At 49.4% G+C, this 18924-nt stretch carries 15 protein-coding genes and 1 tRNA gene; all 16 read right to left on the bottom strand.

Annotation, left to right across the window (positions count from 1 at the left end; all coding sequences use genetic code 11):
- Positions 1-38: 38 nt before the first annotated feature.
- Positions 39-1871 carry a glutamine--fructose-6-phosphate transaminase (isomerizing) gene (glmS, locus tag KJ869_04575; protein MBU1576465.1) on the bottom strand — a complete coding sequence of 611 codons (1833 nt, stop codon included), beginning with the start codon at positions 1869-1871 and terminating at the stop codon, positions 39-41.
- A gap of 113 nt (positions 1872-1984) precedes the next feature.
- Positions 1985-2425, bottom strand: coding sequence for a hypothetical protein (locus tag KJ869_04570; protein MBU1576464.1), 441 nt, complete (start codon positions 2423-2425; stop codon positions 1985-1987).
- Between the two features lie 66 nt (positions 2426-2491).
- On the bottom strand, positions 2492-3847 hold the full coding sequence (gene glmM, locus KJ869_04565) for a phosphoglucosamine mutase (GenBank protein ID MBU1576463.1): 1356 nt from the start codon (positions 3845-3847) through the stop codon (positions 2492-2494).
- A 190-nt stretch (positions 3848-4037) separates the two neighbouring features.
- Positions 4038-5759: a hypothetical protein gene (locus KJ869_04560; GenBank protein MBU1576462.1), complete on the bottom strand. Its 1722-nt coding sequence runs from the start codon at positions 5757-5759 to the stop codon at positions 4038-4040.
- Entirely contained in the window at positions 5752-5937 is a 186-nt protein-coding gene (locus KJ869_04555) for a hypothetical protein (GenBank protein MBU1576461.1), read from the bottom strand. Before KJ869_04555 ends, KJ869_04560 begins: the two co-directional genes overlap by 8 nt.
- 82 nt (positions 5938-6019) lie before the next feature.
- The gene (locus KJ869_04550; protein MBU1576460.1) at positions 6020-6832 is read right to left on the bottom strand and encodes a hypothetical protein; all 813 of its coding nucleotides are present in this window, start codon (positions 6830-6832) and stop codon (positions 6020-6022) included.
- A gap of 43 nt (positions 6833-6875) precedes the next feature.
- Entirely contained in the window at positions 6876-7871 is a 996-nt protein-coding gene (locus KJ869_04545) for an adenylate/guanylate cyclase domain-containing protein (protein MBU1576459.1), read from the bottom strand.
- Between the two features lie 99 nt (positions 7872-7970).
- On the bottom strand, positions 7971-10781 hold the full coding sequence (locus KJ869_04540) for an N-6 DNA methylase (protein MBU1576458.1): 2811 nt from the start codon (positions 10779-10781) through the stop codon (positions 7971-7973).
- A gap of 180 nt (positions 10782-10961) precedes the next feature.
- Positions 10962-12305 (bottom strand): site-specific DNA-methyltransferase, encoded by a 1344-nt coding sequence (locus KJ869_04535; protein MBU1576457.1) that lies wholly within the window; start codon positions 12303-12305, stop codon positions 10962-10964.
- Positions 12306-12309: 4 nt separating this feature from the next.
- A complete protein-coding gene (locus KJ869_04530; protein MBU1576456.1) occupies positions 12310-13191 on the bottom strand; it encodes a bstEII in 882 nt (293 codons plus the stop codon).
- A 176-nt stretch (positions 13192-13367) separates the two neighbouring features.
- Positions 13368-13443 (bottom strand) — tRNA-Thr (locus KJ869_04525).
- Between the two features lie 47 nt (positions 13444-13490).
- Positions 13491-14270: a prolipoprotein diacylglyceryl transferase gene (gene lgt, locus KJ869_04520; GenBank protein ID MBU1576455.1), complete on the bottom strand. Its 780-nt coding sequence runs from the start codon at positions 14268-14270 to the stop codon at positions 13491-13493.
- Positions 14271-14446: 176 nt separating this feature from the next.
- Entirely contained in the window at positions 14447-15673 is a 1227-nt protein-coding gene (gene rodA, locus KJ869_04515; protein MBU1576454.1) for a rod shape-determining protein RodA, read from the bottom strand.
- Entirely contained in the window at positions 15670-17481 is a 1812-nt protein-coding gene (gene mrdA, locus KJ869_04510; GenBank protein ID MBU1576453.1) for a penicillin-binding protein 2, read from the bottom strand. The genes rodA and mrdA overlap by 4 nt, the downstream gene beginning before the upstream one ends.
- A 5-nt stretch (positions 17482-17486) precedes the next feature.
- Positions 17487-17969, bottom strand: a complete 483-nt coding sequence (gene mreD / locus KJ869_04505) for a rod shape-determining protein MreD (protein ID MBU1576452.1) — start codon at positions 17967-17969, stop codon at positions 17487-17489.
- Positions 17966-18919 (bottom strand): rod shape-determining protein MreC, encoded by a 954-nt coding sequence (mreC, locus tag KJ869_04500; protein MBU1576451.1) that lies wholly within the window; start codon positions 18917-18919, stop codon positions 17966-17968. Before mreC ends, mreD begins: the two co-directional genes overlap by 4 nt.
- Positions 18920-18924: the final 5 nt, after the last annotated feature.

The raw sequence follows: 18924 nt of genomic DNA, 5'->3' as shown, positions 1-18924 counted from the left end.
TCTACCCCACTAAATTTTTGGTTTTCTATCTTTTAAAATTATTCCACGGTCACGCTTTTGGCCAAATTTCGAGGCTGGTCCACATTGCAGCCCCGAAGCAAGGCGATATGATAGGCCAGCAATTGCAGGGGGATGCTATTGATGATGGGGCCGAAATAGCTGTAGGTCCTGGGGACCTTTATCACGAACTCGGCCAGGCTATCTATCTCATCATCGTCGATATTGGCGATAGCGATCACCCGGCCCTTGCGGGCCCGCACCTCCTGGATATTGCTGACCACCTTGTCGTACAGGGCGTCTTTGGGCACGATGAAGACCACCGGCATGTTCTTGTCTATCAGGGCGATTGGCCCGTGCTTCATCTCGGCGGCCGGATAGCCCTCGGCATGGATGTAGGAGATCTCTTTCAATTTAAGGGCCCCCTCCAGGGCGGTGGGGAAATTGCTGCCCCGTCCCAGGTACAGAAAATTCTCGGCGTTTTTAAACTCTTGGGCTATTTTCTTGATCTGGTCGTCTAATAAAAGCACCTGGCGGACTTTGTCGGGGATGTCGGCCAGGTCCCTGGCGATCTTGGCCAGGGTCTTTTGCGGCAGGCCCCGGTTCTTGGCCAACAGGATGGCTATCTGGCCCAGCACCGCGATCTGCGAGGTGAAAGCCTTGGTGGAGGCCACCCCGATCTCCGGCCCGGCGTGGATATAGACCCCGGCGTCGGTCTCCCGGGCGATGGTGCTGCCCACCACGTTGACGATCCCCAGCACCGGGGCCCCTCTGGATTTGGCCTCCCGCAGGGCCGCCAGGGTGTCGGCGGTCTCGCCGCTTTGGCTGATGACCATCACCACATCATCCGGCCGGATGACCGGATTACGAAATCGGAACTCCGAAGCGTAATCCACATCCACCGGGATGCGGCCCAGCTGTTCCAGCATATACTTGCCCACCAGGGCGGCATGCCAGGAGGTGCCGCAGGAGGTGATGATTATCCGCCGGGCATTTAAAAGTTTGTCCATTACCGTATGCAGGCCGCCCAGCCGGACGTCGCCCTCTTTGACCATCAGGCGGCCCCTCATGGCGTTCTCCAGGGAGGTCGGCTGTTCGTTTATCTCCTTGAGCATAAAATGCTCATAGCCGCCCCGTTCTATCTGCTCCAGGGAGAAGGTGACCTCCTCTATCTGCTTGACCACCTCCTGGTCATGGATGGTCTTGGTATAGAATGAATCGGCCGTGATGCAGGCCATCTCGTCGTCGTTCAGATAGACCACCTGCCGGGTGTGCTCCACCAGGGCGGCGGCGTCGGAGGCTATCAGGTTCTCACCCTCCCCCACCCCGATCACCAGCGGGCTTCCGCGGCGGGCGGCGATGATCTTGTCGGGTTCCAGGGGCGATATCACCAGAAGCCCGAAGGTGCCCTCCACCTCCAGCAGGGCGTATCTGACTGCGGAGAACAGGTCCTGGGTCTTTTTATACATCTCCTCGATCAGGTGGGCCAGTATCTCGGTGTCGGTGGCGGTTCTTATCTGATGGCTGTCCTGGATCAGCTTTTTCTTTAAAGTGGAATAGTTCTCGATGATGCCGTTATGGATGATGGCTATCTCGCCCTTGCAGTCCCAGTGGGGATGGGCATTCAGGTCATCCGGCTCGCCGTGGGTGGCCCAACGGGTGTGCCCTATCCCCAAAGAGGCGGAAAGCTTCTTCCCTTCGATCATCGCGGCCAGATCGGCCACCTTGCCGGCCCTTTTCTCGATGACCAGTTTCCCATCTTTGATCAAGGCCAGCCCGGCCGAATCGTAGCCCCGGTATTCCAGGCGCTTCAGGCCCTCCATGATAATGGGGACGCAATTTTTGGCCCCGATATAGCCTACTATTCCGCACATAACGTCAGATAATAGTTAACAGATTTTAGATGATGGGATAATGCCCCGTTTCAGAAGCAGCAAGAAAATTAATGATAACAACGTCTTGATGCTCCGATGGTGTCCGGTGGCGCCTAATTTTTATATACCTTAAGATTGAAAGCGAACATCACGTCGTTCATTTTCAGTTCCAGCTCCATATTGTCCTTGGCAAAAGTGCCGTATCCATAACCCGCTTCCGGGGTCTTCATTTCACCCTTCCAGTTGTTTTCGGCCAGGATCTTTTTATAATGCTCCACCAATGCGGTTTTTTCCCCGGCCATCAACTTTTCGATCCGATAGGTGGCGTAAGTTCTTACCCCCTGACCGCCGCCTGAGGAAGTCCCATTCCCCACCGAGATATTTTTGGCGGTAAAACCTTCGGGAATAGCCAGCTCGGCTGGATAGCCATCGGGCAGCGGGGCTTCCTTAACGACCTGCTGTTTGGTCGGAGTTTGCTTCTTTTCGCTCTTGGGCCCACAGGAAACTATCAAAAAGGCTGCGATAAAAAATACAGCGATCTTCAATACCCTCATTTAAGTACTCCCTTATTTAGAATTGCTGATTGATATAGAAAGATAACTTCCGGGAAGCAAAAGACCCTAAGTGTCAATTTTAATTAACCGGGTTACATCATTCACCAGTTTTCTGGCCTTCTTCTCTTCCCGCGCTTCGGCGATCACCCGCACAATCGGCTCGGTGCCGGAAGCCCTGATATGTACCCAGGCATCAGGCCAGATATATTTAAGGCCGTCCCTTTTATCTGTTTTGCAGTTGGAGAATATTTTAGTCGTCTTGACCAGAAACCTTTTGGGATCCTTTATCGTCAAGGTGGTTTTGATCATGTGATATCTGGGCATTTTCTCGGCGATCTGTGATAATGGAAGATTCTCTTCGGTCAACATCTGCAATATCAAGGCTATCCCGGCAGCGGCATCCCGGGCGTAGTTGAGTTCGGGGATGATTATCCCACCGTTGCCCTCGCCGCCGATAAGAGCCCGGTGCTTTTTCATGGCGCCGACCACGTTGGCCTCGCCCACCGGGGTGCGGATGACGCTGGTTTTAAATTGGCCGGCCACCTCGTCTACCATCCGGCTGGTGGAGAGATTGGTGACGGCCTTGGTTTTAAAATGCAAGAACATGAACCGGGCGGCCAGGGCCAGGGAATATTCCTCGCCTATCGCTTTGCCCTTATCGGAGACCAGGGACAGCCGGTCCACATCGGCGTCGGTGGCAAAGCCGATATCGGCCCGGTGAGCGATGACAGCCTTCTCCAGTTCGCCCAGATTCTTGGCCTGCGGCTCGATGGGCCGCGAGAACTTTCCATTTGTTTCGTTGTGCAAGGAGATGACCCGGCAGCCCAATTCTTTAAGCAGCCGGCTGAATATCGGCCCGCCGGCCCCGTGGCAGGTGTCCACTACTACCTTGAACTTTTTTCTTCTGATGGCCGGAATATCCAGAAATGACAATTTAAGTATTCTGGCCACATGATCACTGATGGCGTTGGGATATTCTCCGCCCCCCCCCAGCCGGTCATATTTTTTATAGGCAAATTTGCCGGAATGGAAAATGGCAATGACCTTTTCGCCCTGGCCTTTATCTAAAAACAACCCCTGGCCGGAGACGAATTTCAGGGCGTTCCACTGGGAGGGGTTATGGCTGGCGGTGATGGCGATGCCCCCCCTGGCTTTTAAAAGTCTGGTCATCAGCTGGACGGTGGGGGTGGGAACGATGCCGATCTTGATGACCTCGCATCCCACCGAGCGCAGACCGGCCTCCACCGTCATTTCCATCACCGGGCCGGACAGGCGGGAGTCGCGCCCCAGCACCACTGGTCCGGCACCGACGAAGGTGCCGAAGGCCGCGGCGAATTTCAGGGCCAGCTCGGGGGTCAGGCTGGTTCCCACCACCCCCCGGATCCCGGCCACGCTGATCATCAATTTATCGTGAGAAGACAAAATATATTACCTTAAGTTAAATGATTATGATTTCTTTGTTTGTGTAGTTGTGTTTTTAAAGGCAACTAACGTTTGCGGACATACGTAGTCCCGAACGGAGCGAGGGATTTGGGCGAAGGCGAGAAGTAGCGCAGCCTTATAGTCCGCGTTATATGAAGTTACAGACTCTAAATAAAGCATAGGTATGAATCTATTCATACAATTCAAAAAACTTGGTTTCCCCTGTCTTACTAAAATTTGACCGTACGAAGTGAACAACTATATATGAATCGGATAGCGGAATAAAACCTGAAGCCAATGAATAAGCTTCATACTTTTGTACAATGATAATGGTTCTTCCCCGATATGCTTCCATGTCCCTTATGACGCGGTCTGTCAATTCTTGCTTCCCCAATTCCGTACTTTGTGGCCAGTCAATAGATAATGGATTACATTGTGAACTTCTTACCCAATTAGCAGCCACATCCGGGATGATACAATAATTTTTCCCTTCGCTCTTCGCTATATCCTTGGCATCTTTCAAGTCTATAAGAAAGTTATAAGTGTTGCCGTTCGTTTTGATCAGCCTCGCTCCCGGGAGCACGCCATCCAGATTTTGGTTTAGGTTGGATGCCGACTGTTCTCTGTAGATATAATTTTCTCTCGCTATCCCAAACGCCGCCAGGCTTATTATTGCTAATAAAATTACTTGAACATTGACGAGCTTTCGCAAACCTTCGGGGTGAAGAAACCGATAAATGAGCGAACATTTAGATTTGCCGGAAACTTTGTCTCCACTTGGTACCCGATAAGAGGACTGCCCGCATGCTATTAGAAATAGAATCAAGGGACCTGTGGCCAAAGCAGGGGTGGGATATCCTAAGGAGATGGATGTGCACCAAGCAAGGCAAATAATTAGCAATCCACATCTTATATGCCGTGATAGTTTCTGCTCTTTAGCGATAAAATATATTGTTGCTCCAACAACAGCGCCGAAAATACCAAAAGATGCTCCCCAAAGATATCTTCCGCCGGCTAAAGACCAAGCTGCTGCCAAAGGGATTCCAAACAATATCAAACGCCCAAGCAGTCTTAGCCAAGTGGCGGTATTTGATAGGCGCTTAAAATCGAGAGCATTGTATGCCATACTTGCTGCCAAGGCGCCGGTCAATATTCCCCACGGTACAGTCCAGGTTTTCACATAGCTCATTACACCCACAGATAATACATTTGTATAGGCGCTTAATTGCAGAATCGCATCCGATGCCGCTCCATTGATTACCAAATAAACCGCGTAAACTGCCAGTGGAATGCTTCCTGTAAGCCAAAAACGCTTTTGTCGCCGGTCGTTTAAGAGCAAGATCACCACGGGAATCATTGGTAAAAAGTTCAGTCTACACAACGGTGCCATACCTATAAATATGTAACCAAACAGTTTCGCCAACCAGGATTGCTTATGACATAATATTATGCCTACCGAAGTCAGAAATAAAGCATCAATAGTGTGCCATGCCATGATAGGGGAATAATGGGCCGAGAAAGAGAACACAACCAGCGCAATAGCGAACTTCTCCACCCAATTGGAGAAAATTTTAAAGGCCCGGGCTGTAACAACAGTCCATATCCACGCGATAGAAGCAAATTGAATCCATACAAAATATCGAGAGACCAGAAAGACATAATCGCCCCCAAAGAGAACAAATGGTATGTGAAGAAAATGGGAACCCGCAGGACGAATTGATATAAAGTCACGATGAGGGATTTGACCGTCTAATATTCGCCTGCTTCCCGCTAAAATGAAACCGTCGTCGGTGGGATTGAAACCAAGATGTGAAAAAAGAAAATGGGCGATAGTTGCCACTAAAAAAATAAATGCTGTTCCCATGAGAAGGTTGACTATGCGTGGGTATTTTGTGAGGGTATTTTTATTCATTTACATTCGTCCGGGTGCAATTGCGCCTAACGGGCGGCGGGTTTGCGGTGCGGGAATCGCGCGCCAGCGCCACCGGGCCGCCTCCGACGAAGGTGCCGAAGGCCGCGGCGAATTTCAGGGCCAGCTCGGGGGTCAGGCTGGTTCCGACCACGCCCCGGATCCCGGCCACGCTGATCATCAATTTATCGTGAGAAGACACGATATATTTCCTGAAGTTAAATGATTTTGTTTTGTTTAGTGGGGCCGCGTTTGCAATTATACTACTGTTGGGCAACAATAAAAGATAAGATACCTATAGCAAGCGTAAGAACCCCACGCACAGTATGGCCAGTCGCTTCCGAGGTTAATCTATCTTTATCTTCCCCATCCGGCAAAGAATTAGCTCCATCTCTAAGATCGCCCGCATCCGAAAAGAAATCATAAGCAAGGATTAAAGAAACGGCGCTTACAAACACATAAGGCGCTTTGTCTTTTTTTATTGAAGACGGAATAGAGGTTATCGTCTTTATTTCGGCGGGGTGAGTAGTTTGAGCAGAAGAAATATTTACCACCTCCGCACCGCGATAGCATTTCAATAACGCGAGCAATTTTAAATCTTCCGCAGTAATATTGTCAGATGGTCTCGATAATACTTCTTTAAGTTTGGCGGCATAAATTGTGTCGTTTTGGTTCAACCAATACTTATTAAAAGGCAAATACGTGGCACCGTCATCAATAACAATTTTATCGATCCTTTCAGATGGCACTTCCCAGGCTGAAGATAGCGGCGCGTCTTTCATAACAAAACTAATTTTACCTGCATCCCATTTAGTTACCGTACCCTCGTAAGACTTCCCATTTGATAGAAATAATGTATCGGCGTGAAGCACTAAAGGCAAAAGAAAAATGATTGTGGCTAAGAAGCACTTTTTCATTTTATTAACTCCTTTTGTTAAGTGTTGGTTTATTTTAGCCTTGCCCAACGTCTCACCACACCACGCAGTGGGTTTTGGTGCTACAAAAAATAGCTCCGACACACTGCGCTTATCAAACCGCACCAAAAACCATTGGGCGTCCACTTTAATCCATTTCAAATGGGGGTGCGTCGTGGTGCGGTGTGTTGGCCGCAGCGCCACGTTATCGTGTATGGCAGAAGTTCAGCCAATCTGGGCCAAAGTACTTATGAATAACTTGAAAAATGACTCGTTCCGAATCTGGAATCCCCTTTAAGTTATCAAGTTCATTTTTCAGACGGTCAGATACGTTTTCAAAAGAGTACCCGTTAAACCTTGATTTCTTGCTCACTTGTTTGTTGACCAGAACTTGACCAGCTTTCGCTATAGATTGAAGCCTCGCGGCAAGGTTCACAACGGGTCCGAGATAGTCCGTGATTACTACTGACTCGAAAAAGGTCGCTGATGCGTATTTGACGACATCTCCACCACAGATTGCTATGCCGAAACCTTCTGGCAGGTGAGCCTCATCTTCTTTCCAATAGTACCAGTACTTCTTGTGCAACTCGAAAGCTGCTCCAATGGCATTATCAGCCGTGGTTGTTTCATCATCGGTTACTTCCCAAACCAACATAATGCCATCGCCAAGCAACTTCCAGTAATCATAGTGATAGTCAATGAGCATTTGGACGACACGTTCAGAAATTACCTCGAAGATCCGCGTAACCTGTTCGGGATTAACTGAAAGCGACCACGTAGAAAATCCACGGAGGTCTGCGAACAGGATGTACGCTCTTGCACGTTGAGCGGATGGAGATTCGACGGGATGATTTGGACGGATGAGACTACGTCTAACAAATTCTGGTATGTGAAGATCGACGTAGTTTCTTCGAACATTGCCAATTGTGAAAGACTTGGTGATTCCGATTTCTCGGCATAGCGCCTCAGCCACAGCCTCTGGTGTGGCGTTCTCTTTGCCTGCGACATCTGAAAGGGGAAGCATCCCGGAACCGTATAACTTGGACTGATGATAACCATACCAAGGTTGTTCAGCCATAGGAAGATCAAATAGACAATAATGAATCGTGTCGTCATCAAAAAGAATATCAAAAGAGAGCCGAATGGGCCTCAGAAGACTGCTGGCATACTCAACAGAACCTATTGGATCATTCGTCATCATATGGTCACATTAGTCGTGGCGTTGCGGCTAACTATTGAATTTACAAATTGCGTATATTTTAGTTTTGGCTGAAAGGTGCGTATAACCCGCACCTTGGTTTTATTGTCCTTCAATTGCTTTAATTTCTTCATCGGTTAAGCCATAAAGTTTATAAACCGCATGGTCAATTTCGTGATCAAGTTTTTCTATATCATTTTTGAGTGCATGCCATTTATCAGTATTCGCCGAAGTTTTACGATAATCTTGATACAGTTTCATTATCTTATCAACACTTAAGGCGATTTTTTCTTGGGCCTTTTCGTCGGGTTTTATTAACGGCAAATTCAACAATGGCTCTTTATCAATTTGATAATTGCTTCCCTGCATTTTGCCTTTATTTTTAAGCCAGTATTTCATCAAGCTTGAATTAAGTAAGCCTGTTAAATATATTTGGTTTAATCTTATAGTTTTTATGACATAAAAAGTGGCCGAAACATAACAATCAAAATCAGTATAAGTAAAAATTGGTCTGTTGGTGCATTTCCTTTGCACTATGATTTTCACCCCCACAAAAAATTTCTCGTCTCGGGATCTGTGCAGGCCATAAGGTTTGTTGTCTGATGTAATTACACCTTTGAACTTATCCAGGTGAGCCTTTATGTTTGGATATGGCTTCATTTCATGGGGGTTTTTGAACTTTGAATCCGTATAAATAAGCCAAAGAGTATTTTGGGGGTTAGAATAATATCTGCCTAACTGTTCAGTAGTGAAATACGGTCTGATTAAACTTTTCTCTTCTTTTGTCAGATGTAGATTTTCTTTTTCTTTGTTTGTTAACCCAAAAATCCCTTCACCGACAATAAAATTAGCCCCCAACTTGATTTGATTAGCTTTATTTAAAAAATCTTGCGGATAAACAATGCCCTGCGCCACTTCTTTCTCAGTAAGCTCAAAGTTTTTCTTGGCTTCAATTTTATTCAATATTTCGTCATTTGTCTGGTTAGAAAATACGATATTTTTATCTATAAGTTGCCTTGGGTTAATCGTCGCGTTAAATTTTGTAATTCCACTATTGCCTGCTTTAAGGTTTGACTGCAACAATAAATTAACTGCGCCTTCTCCAATATTTTTGTCTACAATTTTTGCATAACATGTCTGATACCTTTTCTTTGGCTTCCCTTTCTGAAACACAAAAATCATCGTTTGTATACCGGCATCTTTGAAAACCTTAAAATCGCCAAAATCTATGAATTTTGTAATCTGCCCTTCTGTTAAAATCTTGTTTCTAAAAATACGCGCACCGGCGTTAGTGAGCCAATTATTAGGTGCAATGAAGCTGAAATAGCCGCCGTCTTTTAGCAAATCTATAGCGCGACAGGCAAAGAGTGTCCAAATATCCATTTTACCTTGGTAATAAGGATTGTCATGCACGGCGTCAAAAGCTGATCGGTTTGTATATTCCTTAATATATGGCGGGTTACCGATGATTACATCAAAACCACCATGTGCAGATACTTCTTTGAATTCGGTTTCAAAATTGAACGGCTTGTATTTTGGGTCGCCTTCGGAAATCAGCGAATTGCCAGAACTTAAATTATGCTGTAACGATGGCAGTTTGGTCTTCTGGGTTAAAACCTTTAGCAACAGATTCAGTTGGGCTATCTCCACCGCCTGGGCGTCCAAGTCAACCCCGTAGATATTGTCTTTCAAAATATCAAATTTGGTAAACAAATTGGGGTTCGCCACCTTCCCCAGAATCTCATCATAAGCCGCAGTCAAGAACGAGCCGGAGCCGCAGGCCGGGTCCAGCACCTTTATTTTGGAAATGTCCTTGGGTTTGGCGTTTTTCAGCGCCTCGCCCAGCGCCTCTTTTACAATGTAATCAACGATATACTTCGGCGTATAATATATGCCCTGGGCTTTTCTTTGGGATTTCTGCTTCTCTTCGCTTTTCCGTCCCTGGACATAACCCAGATACTGCTCGTAAATTCCGCCCAGCACATCGGAGGAGATGGCCGAAAAATCGTATCGGTAGCCGTCTCTTGTTTCGTAGATGCCGCTTATGACCTCGGCGATGACCTTATCATCTGCTTTCCATTCTTCGCAGTAGTGCGGTGCGAACAGCTTGGAATTAAAGCCATCGTCAAAATCCCGGAACTCTTTTGCCAACTGGCGGTAAAGCCCGGCTTTCCCGCTTCGCAAAATGCCCATCAGAACGTTTTGCTCTATTTCCCGATCCTCGGCGGTGCGGATGAAGATAAGCCTGTCAAGCACCCTCTGAACGCCCTCGTCCAATTCCTCCTGACTAAGGTCGTTCTGCTTTTTGAACTCCTTGGTCAGCAGGATGCGCCAGGACATCAGGTCCTCGAAAAGCTTTACCCCCACCTGTTTGCGCTGGGTAAGCTTGCCCCACTTTACCGCTTCCTTGTCCAACAGTTTGGTTTCAAAGCTTTCCTTGGACAGCAGCCACAACTGGTCAAACCGGGCGACAAAATCAGCGCACTTTAATTCAATGAACAGGTTTTGCGAAATGCTTTTAGGCGGTATTTCGGCGTTGAATACCTTGATGCTTTCAAAATCGGTCAGCACCGCCCAAGTAACGCTTTTATTCCAACTGTAGTTTATGGCCTGCTCGGCCCATTTCCACTCGTCCAGGTCAACCTTCATGGCCTTGGCTTCCAGAAACATCACCGGAATATTATTGAAACGGAAAGCCAAATCAACCCTGCCGCCGGAGACATTTTCCTCGGTGGTCACCTCATTATCGGTTGACAGGTTCCGCATGTCCCAGCCCAAGAAGCTAAACAGCGGTTCAATAAATTCGTTGCGGGTTTGGGCCTCGTTGTAGGTTTTCACCTTCCCCGCTTCCGCTATCCGCTGGTACTTTTCAACCAGCTTTTGTATCTGTTGTTTGGCTTCCTGTTTGGTCATCTTTTATAAATGCTTTGAAATAATCCGTGTAAATCGTCCGGCGCCATAGTCTGCTACTATAAAAGACGGCTTTGGACGACGGCGTCCGTGTCCCATTAAGCCTGGATTCCCGCCGGAGTTTATCCCGCACTTGATGCGGGGCGGGAATGACAACCGGGATTGCTTCACTCCGACAGCCATTCAAGGTGCTGGGCTCAGTGCAGGCTTTTTTTGCTTTGCGGTGTTTGCCTTTGCGTTGGGCAGAGCAAAATGTGAGTTCAACTGCGTTGGCACTTGAAACTCTATCCCTGAATAATTTCCGTTCACTAAAATTGAAAAGTCGCTTACTAAATGTTGCTGCACTTTTTTTGATTGTTGAGGTAGCTTTTCTTCTTCCTCTTGGTCAGAAAACAAATCAATCTTCTTTGATTTGGTTTTTGGTTTCTCGTCATTGATGTGGTCGTCTAAAGTTTGAGTTCCATTTTGGAAACGATTCAAAATTACTTTCATTGATTCGCTGCCGATGTCAACGCCAATCCAGTTACGGTGAAGTTCGTCTGCTGCAACCAAAGTTGTTCCGGAACCCGCAAAACAGTCCATAACCAGATCTCCTTTATTTGAAGAAGCAAGAATGATTCGTTTCAACATCTCAATATTTTTTTCTGTCGGATAACCTGTGGTTTGAGTGTTTTGATTATTTGCATCTAAGTAGTCAAGCCAAATATCTTGCAAAGCGATTCCGTTGCTTTCGTCTAAATAAATTTTGCGTCTTGGGTTGCCATTTTTACTCCAGTGGAGTTCACCTTTTCGGTCCAACTCGTCCAACTTGTCGGGTGTGAATTGCCAATGTTTACCTTCAGGCGGCATCATTCCTTTCCACATCTTTCCTGTAGTTCCGTTTCTTGTTCCGGGGGCATGAATAGGTACTCGCTTGTGCCGTCTGCCAGTTTCTTTCTCAATGAGCGGATACTCGATCAGAATTTTCTCGTCAGTCCATTCATTAAATTGCTTGTGCCAAACTGCGTTAGCGGATTTTGTATAAAACAAAATGTAATCACAAATATTTCCAAAGGAATTTTTTGTAAAGTTCTTTGACTTGCACTTTTTCCTTGTAATCATGCTGCGAAAATTTGCAGCACCAAAAATTTCGTCCATCAAAACTTTTACATGGAAAACCATTTTGTTGTCAAGATGAACATAAATTGAACCATCCGTCGCCAATAATTCCTTCATCAGCAACAATCGTTCACGCATAAACTCAATATAGTGTTCACCTGTCAACAGGTCGGTGTAAGCGTCTTTTTGTTTTCGTGTTTGAAAAACGCTGTTGGTAGCGTAAGGCGGGTCAATGTATATGAGGCGGATTTCTCCTTTCACCGTTTTGTCTTTCACCAAATCCTTCATTACTGAAACATTGTCGCCAAAATACAAACGGTTTGCAGAATTTCCATTTTGCCAAACAGGGCGAAATGAAAACTGTTCGTTGTTGGAGTTGCTTGTGTGCAACTCTCCATTCCATTTTGTTTTTGGGTTGCCTGTTGCCATTTTGTTACAATTTTGAGTTTAACCATTCTTCGGTGATTCTCTCAGCCACCATTCTCAGAGTCAACACCATTATTTTCCCTTTCCAGCTTTTTTCTAAAGCTGAATAGTCATTCCACATTGAACCGAGCAAAAGTCCTGGCCCATCGTTTACAAAAATTAATTTGGTGTTTAATTTATTTTTCTTGGCGAATCCAAGAAATTCGTTTGCACAATTTGAATATCCGCCGGTTCTGTCGTCTTCTTGTGCACCGCCCCGGTCTGAATCATATCTTGCCAAACCTATTGCAAGAATTTTATTCTTATCCTTAATTACAAAATCAACAGGTCGTGTTGGGTTGGGATAGCTTTCAAAAACTTCCTTCATCAAAATATCTCTGCCTGCCCGTTCGGGTCCAATAATTTGAAGCCCTCTGAAATTGCTGCGGAATAATTCGAAAAATCTTTCGGTTAAATCGTATCCCTTTTTACCCCTGTCCTTGTATTCCCAAAGCAAGGCACAAAGCGCTTCGTCTTTAATTGGTCGGCTGTTAAATGCTCTTTGAACTTCGTTGATTGGTCTGAATTTGCTTTTAAATTCTCTATCAAACATTGTTGCTTTTGTTTTTCGTTTTGTCATTTCAACAGGAAGAACAGGGCAAACATATCGTTTGAAAACTCTTAGTAATTGAACTCTCATCCAAGGTTCGACAACATCGGCAATTTCAAGAAAAAGTCGGGAAGATGATTCAGAAGATTTTACAAGTTGACCGAATAAAACTAAAACAGGTTTGTAAAGCTGACAAGCGTCTTTTAAAATATCTGGGTAATATTCGCCACCAGCCAGTGTTATCCAGTTGGAAGCGTCTTTTTTATAGTTGGAAAATGTATTTGTAAGTACTTTTTTCATTGTAGTAAAGTTAAGAAAAATTGATTGCGTTTTGTTAGTTGACTCTGCGTTCTTTGTGGTTAAAAAGATCCTTCGGCTTGTTGGGTAGATAGTCATACTCAGGATGACGAAAGCAACAACATTTGCTCACCAAGCAAAACAATCTGCGTAAATCTGCGTCCCATTAACCCCATCTCTGGAGCCGCTGACCGGAATCGAACCGGTGACCTACGCTTTACGAGAGCGTCGCTCTACCAACTGAGCTACAGCGGCAACCTGCTTTTTATTCTATCACTATAAAAGCAAAAAGTAAATAAATTTTACTTGCTTTTTTGCCTTTTATTATTCTTCCAGAGGATCAATGACGAAACCAGGGCAAAAACGATCAGCCCCAGGCTTATCCATTGATTATTGGTAAGCCCAAAGAGCCACAGCTGGCTGGCTTCGTAGTACCGAAAATGATCCAGCCCAAAACGCCAAACGCCGTACATCCCCAGAAACAGGCAGAACATCGCCCCGGGGAAATGTTTTATTTTTCCCAGCCACAGCAAAAAGGCCATGGCGAGAAAACCGAAGATTGCCTCGTAAAGCTGGGTGGGATGCAGGGCGCAGGTGAAGGCCGCTCCGGCGGCGGTATCACCAGGAAACTTAACCGCCCAGGGCAGGAACGACGGATTCCCGAAACAGCACCCGTTCAAAAAACAACCGAAACGCCCGATGCCCAGGCCCAGGGCAAAGGCCGGGGCCGCCATATCGGCCAGCGGCCAAAAGGCAATGCCTTTTCTCTTGAGATAGATGATCCCGGCAGGGACCGCCAGCAGAACACCTCCATAGAAAGTAAGCCCGCCCTCCCACACCGCCAGCACCGTCAAGGGCCGGGCCGCATATTCGACCCAATGGCTTAAAACATAGAAGGCCCGGGAGCCGATAACAGAGGCCACCATCACCACCAGCCCGAAATCCATGATCACATCCTTGGACAGGCCGGATCTTTTGGCTTTGGCCTCCAGCAGCAGGATGGCCGACAGGAATGCCAATGCCAGCATCAAGCCGTAGCTGTGCAGGGTAAAGGGGCCTATTTTAAAAATGGTAGGAAGCATACCTTAATGTTTAAAAGGTTTAAGAAGTTTAAATCGTTTACAATATCCGGCAAGCAAAGAAGCACAAAAATTATAATCGAAAGTATTCTCTGCGCCTCGTCCGACGCCATAGCTTGCTTTTATGTTTGCCGGCTTTGGCCGACGGTGTCTGCGGTAAAAGAATCCCTGAAATCCATCTAGTATTCATAGCGGCGCAGGCCGATGTTCAGAAGCAGCCCGACCATCATCAGGTTGATGATCAGGGCCGATCCGCCGAAGCTCAGGAACGGCAGGGGGATCCCGGTCACCGGTAAAATTCCCAGGGCCATGCCGATATTCAGGATCACATGGTATCCAAAAATTGACAGGATGCCCACCGCCGCCAGGCCGGCAAAACGGTTTCGGGCCTGCCGGGCGATAACGATGCCGCGGTACACCGTCCAGAAAAAAAGCAGCAACAGCAACAGGCAGCCGATAAACCCGAATTCCTCGCCGAAGGTGGCAAAGATGAAATCGGTGTGCTGCTCCGGCAGGAAGGACAGCTTCTTCTGGGTTCCCTCCAGAAAACCCTGGCCCCAGAAACCCCCGGAGCCCACCGCTATCTTGGACTGCAGGACATGCCAGCCGGCCCCCCGGGGATCAATTCCGGGATTGAGGAATATCATGATCCTCATCCTCTGGTAATCCTTGAGCCCCTGCCACAGGAAAGGAGTGATGCTTCCGATCACGGTGTTCAACATGAAGATCCAGGAGGCATATTTGAACTTCATCCGGAAGAACCAGAACGACAGCAGCAGAAGGATCATGAAAACTATCCAGCTGGGCATGGAGAAAACCGCCACCATCGAAAGAACCGGCGATAGCAGATACAGGATATTCTTCACCGGATATCCCTGCCAGAAGATCATGGCGATGAACAGCGCCCCGAAGGAAAGCGCGGTCCCCAAGTCCGGCTCGATCAGCACCAGCACCAGAGGCACCACCACTATGGCTATCGGCAGCAGGATGCCCAAAAATCCGGCCCGGTCCATGTCTTTCTTGTAAATAAGTTTGGCCAGGGCCAAGATGGTCGCCATTTTGGCGATCTCCGACGGCTGGAACATCTGTCCGCCCACCTGTATCCAGCGGTGGGTGTTCATATGTTTGGGTCCCAGCAGAGCCACTATCAGCAGAACCAGGGAGATGCCGTATATCGGCCAGGCAAAGGCTTCCAGATAACGGTAGGGCACGATCACCGCCACCACCATGACCGCCAGGCCGATGGCCAGCGACAACAGCTGCTTTCGCCAGATCCCTTCAAAGCCGGCTTGGTCGGTCTGGGTGGCGCTGTACACCGACAGGATTCCAATGCAGACCAAAACCAAAACAGACGCCAGCAGCTGCATATCAAAATCGCGGCTGGAATGAAATCCGAAAAGTTTCATGGAACCGCCGCCACTTTAAGGTTATCGCTCTCTATTATCCCTTTTTCCTTCAGGTAATGCTTAATCAGCTTTCCGGCCAATGGCGCGGCCACCGCCGAACCATGGCCGGCATTCTCCACTATTACCGCCACCGAGATCACCGGATCATCCTTGGGGGCAAAGGCCACAAACCAGGAATGATCGTCGCCGTGGGGATTCTGAGAGGTGCCGGTCTTGCCGGCCACCTCCACCCCGGCAATCCGGGCCGAGCCTCCGGTGCCTCCCGGCTGATTGACCACTCCGACCAGGGCTTGTTTGATGATGGCAATGCTGGCGGGCGATATTCCCAGTTGACGGCTCTCCAGCGTCTCCCCGGCCACCAACTTTCCATCGTAAGTCTCGGCCTTCAGCATCAGGTGCGGCTTGAAGAAAAGGCCTTCGTTGCCAATTGCCGCATATAACGCAGCCAACTGAATAGGAGTAGTTAATATCTCGCCCTGGCCGATGGACAAATTGGCGGGAACCCCTCCGCCCCAGCTGCCTTTTCCAAGTCGCTTTTCATACCAGCCGATGGTAGGGATCAGACCGGGAACCTCCTGGGGCAGGTCGACGCCTGTCTCCGATCCCAGGCCAATCTTAAGGCACAGATCGGAGATGCCCTGAACTCCCAGCAATTGCCCCAATTGATAGAAATATACGTCGCAGGACTGGACAATGGCGTCATGCAAATTCAGCGAGCCGTGTCCCCCGGCCTTCCAGCATTTGAAAACCCGGTTGCCTATTCTCATCGAACCGTGACAGGCCTTGGGCAGCAACTTTTTTTCATCGATTAGGCCGCTGTCCAGCGCCGCCGCGGCGGTAAAAATCTTAAAGGTCGAGCCCGGGGGATAGACGCTGCGGATGGCCCGGTCCCAAAGGGGGAAGGAGGGATCGTTGACCAGCCGGTTCCAGTTATCGGAGCTGATGCCGGTGGAAAATAAGTCGGGGTTAAAATTGGGACGGCTGACCAAGGCCAGTATCTGGCCGGTCCGTGGGTCCACCGCCACCGCCGCCCCCAACATGCCGTCGGTAAAAAGGCTCTCGGCCAGCTGCTGCAGCTTCCAGTCGATGGTCAGATAGAGATTGACCCCGGGCACCGGCTCCAGCCTCTCCAGATCGGGGATGTTTCCCTGCTCCCGCCCCTTGGCGTCAACCTCCACGAACTCGCAACCGTCGCTTCCCCGCAGCAGATCCTCATACTGTTTCTCCAGCCCGCCCTTGCCCAAAAAATCCCCCAGCCGGTAGCTCTGATCCTTAAGCCTTTCGTATTCCCTGGAGTTCAGCTCGGAGGTGTAGCCTATCAGGTGGCTGGCATAACCGCCGAACGGGGCCTTGCGCCTGGATTCGGTGGCCAGCCGCAGGCCCGGCAGTTTGTCGGCGTGCTCCTCGATTATGGCCACCTGTTCCGGAACAAGGTTCCGGACGATGGACACCGGATCCTGGGGATAGGCCCGCCTCTGGTAAATAATCTCCTGCTTGACCGAGTTGCTGTCCAGCCCCAGGATCCGGGAGGCAGTTATCACCGCCGGGCCCCAGTCTCTGACCGCCACCAGCACCAGGTTGAAAGCCGGCTTGCTCTCGGCAATGATAACGCTGTCCCGGGAGAATATCAATCCCCTGGCGGCCGGGATGGCGACCTTGCGAACCCGGTTCTGCCGGGCATAGTTCTGATATTTGGCCCCTTCCACTATCTGGAGCTGGGCGGTCCGGATCAGCAGCACTGACAGGGCCGCTATCCAAAAGATCAGGGCCGCCACCGCCCGGGAGCTATTTTTATAATCCTGCGCCATGGCCCCTACCTTTTACCGTAGGCCCAGCGTTCTAAAGCCGGCAGGATGATGGCCGCAACCAGGGCGGTGAGAACGGCGCTCCCCAGGCCGAACCTGATAAAATAACGGGGATAGGAGGAGAGCGTCCCCCCGTCCCGCCCGAAAAACACGAACAGCTGATACACTAAAGCCAGAGCCGCGGTCAAAGCCGCCTGGCTTAAGAGCTGCTCCCGATAGATCCTATCCCGGGCCATTCCGGTTAGGTAACCGACCACGGTCCCACCGAAGGCGAACAGGCCCATGGTGGAGGGGTGATAACAGTCAGCCAGAAATCCTACCAGCAGCCCGGTCCACACCCCGGACGACACCCCCTCCTTCAGTCCGGCCAGGGCGATCACTATCACCATGAAATTGGGGATCAGCCCCCAGGGGCTGATTATATTTACAATCGAGCTCTGAATAAAAACGGCCAACCAGATCAGAGATAGTATCTTGATGATCTTTATCATTGTCCGGCCCCTCCCGGCAGTTCCGATTCATCCGGCACCGGCACCGGGGCCTGGGGCAGCCGAATATCCATCTTCGGGGGCGGCGGGGCCAGAGCCCTTCTTCTGGGCTTAACCGCCAAGCTGTCCTGAGCCTTGGCCGGGACCAGCGATGGCAGCGGCGGATTGACCCCGCCGGTAATGATGAACATCTGGCTGATCCGGTTCAGATCCAGCGAAGGGTTGATTTCAATATTCATCGTCAGCTGCCTTTTATCGACCCGGATCCTCTCCACTGTCCCCAGCATCAACCCCGAAGGAAAGACCTGCCCATAGCCCGAGGTCAAAACGGTATCGCCCTCCCTGACATCGGACCTCAAGGAAACCCTGTCCAGGATGCACCTCTGCCCCCGGTCGGTGCGGAAGATGCCCAGCACCCGGCTGCGGGCCACTATGGCGCTGACCCGGGAGTCCTGGTCGAAGATGGTGGACACCTGAAAATATTCCGGCCCGGAGTTGACCACCTTTCCCAGTAGCCCCCGGTCGGATACCACCGGCATATCATCCCTGATGTCCTTGGGATCACTGGGCTCGACCACCAGGAACGAAGCCCGGGCCGCCGGCTCGCGCCCCACCACCCGGGCGGACATCAGCCGCCATTGGGTGCGGGACTTGAGTTCCAGCAGTTTCCGGAATTCGTCATTCTCCCGGGCCGCCTCCTTCAGCGAAATATTCTCCAGGGAGGTCACAGCCAGACGCAGCCTTAATTCCTGATTGTCCTTCCAGCTGGAAAAGAGCGACCGGACCTGGCTGGCCGGATATTCCAGCGGGGCGAACAACGTCCCCACCACCCCGCCGCCGGCGGCTTTTTTAAGCCCGGACGGCAGAATGGCCAGCACCGCCGAGATCATCAGGGCGGCGATCAGCACCGCAATATCATGTCGGTGCCAGATCCTTCGGTTGAAGAGAAGCATCAGTA

Source organism: Candidatus Edwardsbacteria bacterium, from assembly GCA_018821925.1.
Lineage (GTDB): Bacteria > Edwardsbacteria > AC1 > AC1 > EtOH8 > UBA2226.
Note: the sequence above shows the minus strand (reverse complement) of the source record. Positions and strands in the feature narration are given on the sequence as shown.

What these genes read in the sequence shown, in the direction of transcription:
- glmS (MBU1576465.1), bottom strand. Translation starts at nt 1,871, where the DNA reads ATGTGCGGAATAGTAGGCTATATCGGGGCCAAAAATTGCGTCCCCATT.
- KJ869_04570 (MBU1576464.1), bottom strand. Translation starts at nt 2,425, where the DNA reads ATGAGGGTATTGAAGATCGCTGTATTTTTTATCGCAGCCTTTTTGATA.
- KJ869_04560 (MBU1576462.1), bottom strand. Translation starts at nt 5,759, where the DNA reads ATGAATAAAAATACCCTCACAAAATACCCACGCATAGTCAACCTTCTC.
- KJ869_04555 (MBU1576461.1), bottom strand. Translation starts at nt 5,937, where the DNA reads ATGATCAGCGTGGCCGGGATCCGGGGCGTGGTCGGAACCAGCCTGACC.
- KJ869_04545 (MBU1576459.1), bottom strand. Translation starts at nt 7,871, where the DNA reads ATGATGACGAATGATCCAATAGGTTCTGTTGAGTATGCCAGCAGTCTT.
- KJ869_04540 (MBU1576458.1), bottom strand. Translation starts at nt 10,781, where the DNA reads ATGACCAAACAGGAAGCCAAACAACAGATACAAAAGCTGGTTGAAAAG.
- KJ869_04535 (MBU1576457.1), bottom strand. Translation starts at nt 12,305, where the DNA reads ATGGCAACAGGCAACCCAAAAACAAAATGGAATGGAGAGTTGCACACA.
- KJ869_04530 (MBU1576456.1), bottom strand. Translation starts at nt 13,191, where the DNA reads ATGAAAAAAGTACTTACAAATACATTTTCCAACTATAAAAAAGACGCT.
- lgt (MBU1576455.1), bottom strand. Translation starts at nt 14,270, where the DNA reads ATGCTTCCTACCATTTTTAAAATAGGCCCCTTTACCCTGCACAGCTAC.
- rodA (MBU1576454.1), bottom strand. Translation starts at nt 15,673, where the DNA reads ATGAAACTTTTCGGATTTCATTCCAGCCGCGATTTTGATATGCAGCTG.
- mrdA (MBU1576453.1), bottom strand. Translation starts at nt 17,481, where the DNA reads ATGGCGCAGGATTATAAAAATAGCTCCCGGGCGGTGGCGGCCCTGATC.
- mreD (MBU1576452.1), bottom strand. Translation starts at nt 17,969, where the DNA reads ATGATAAAGATCATCAAGATACTATCTCTGATCTGGTTGGCCGTTTTT.
- mreC (MBU1576451.1), bottom strand. Translation starts at nt 18,919, where the DNA reads ATGCTTCTCTTCAACCGAAGGATCTGGCACCGACATGATATTGCGGTG.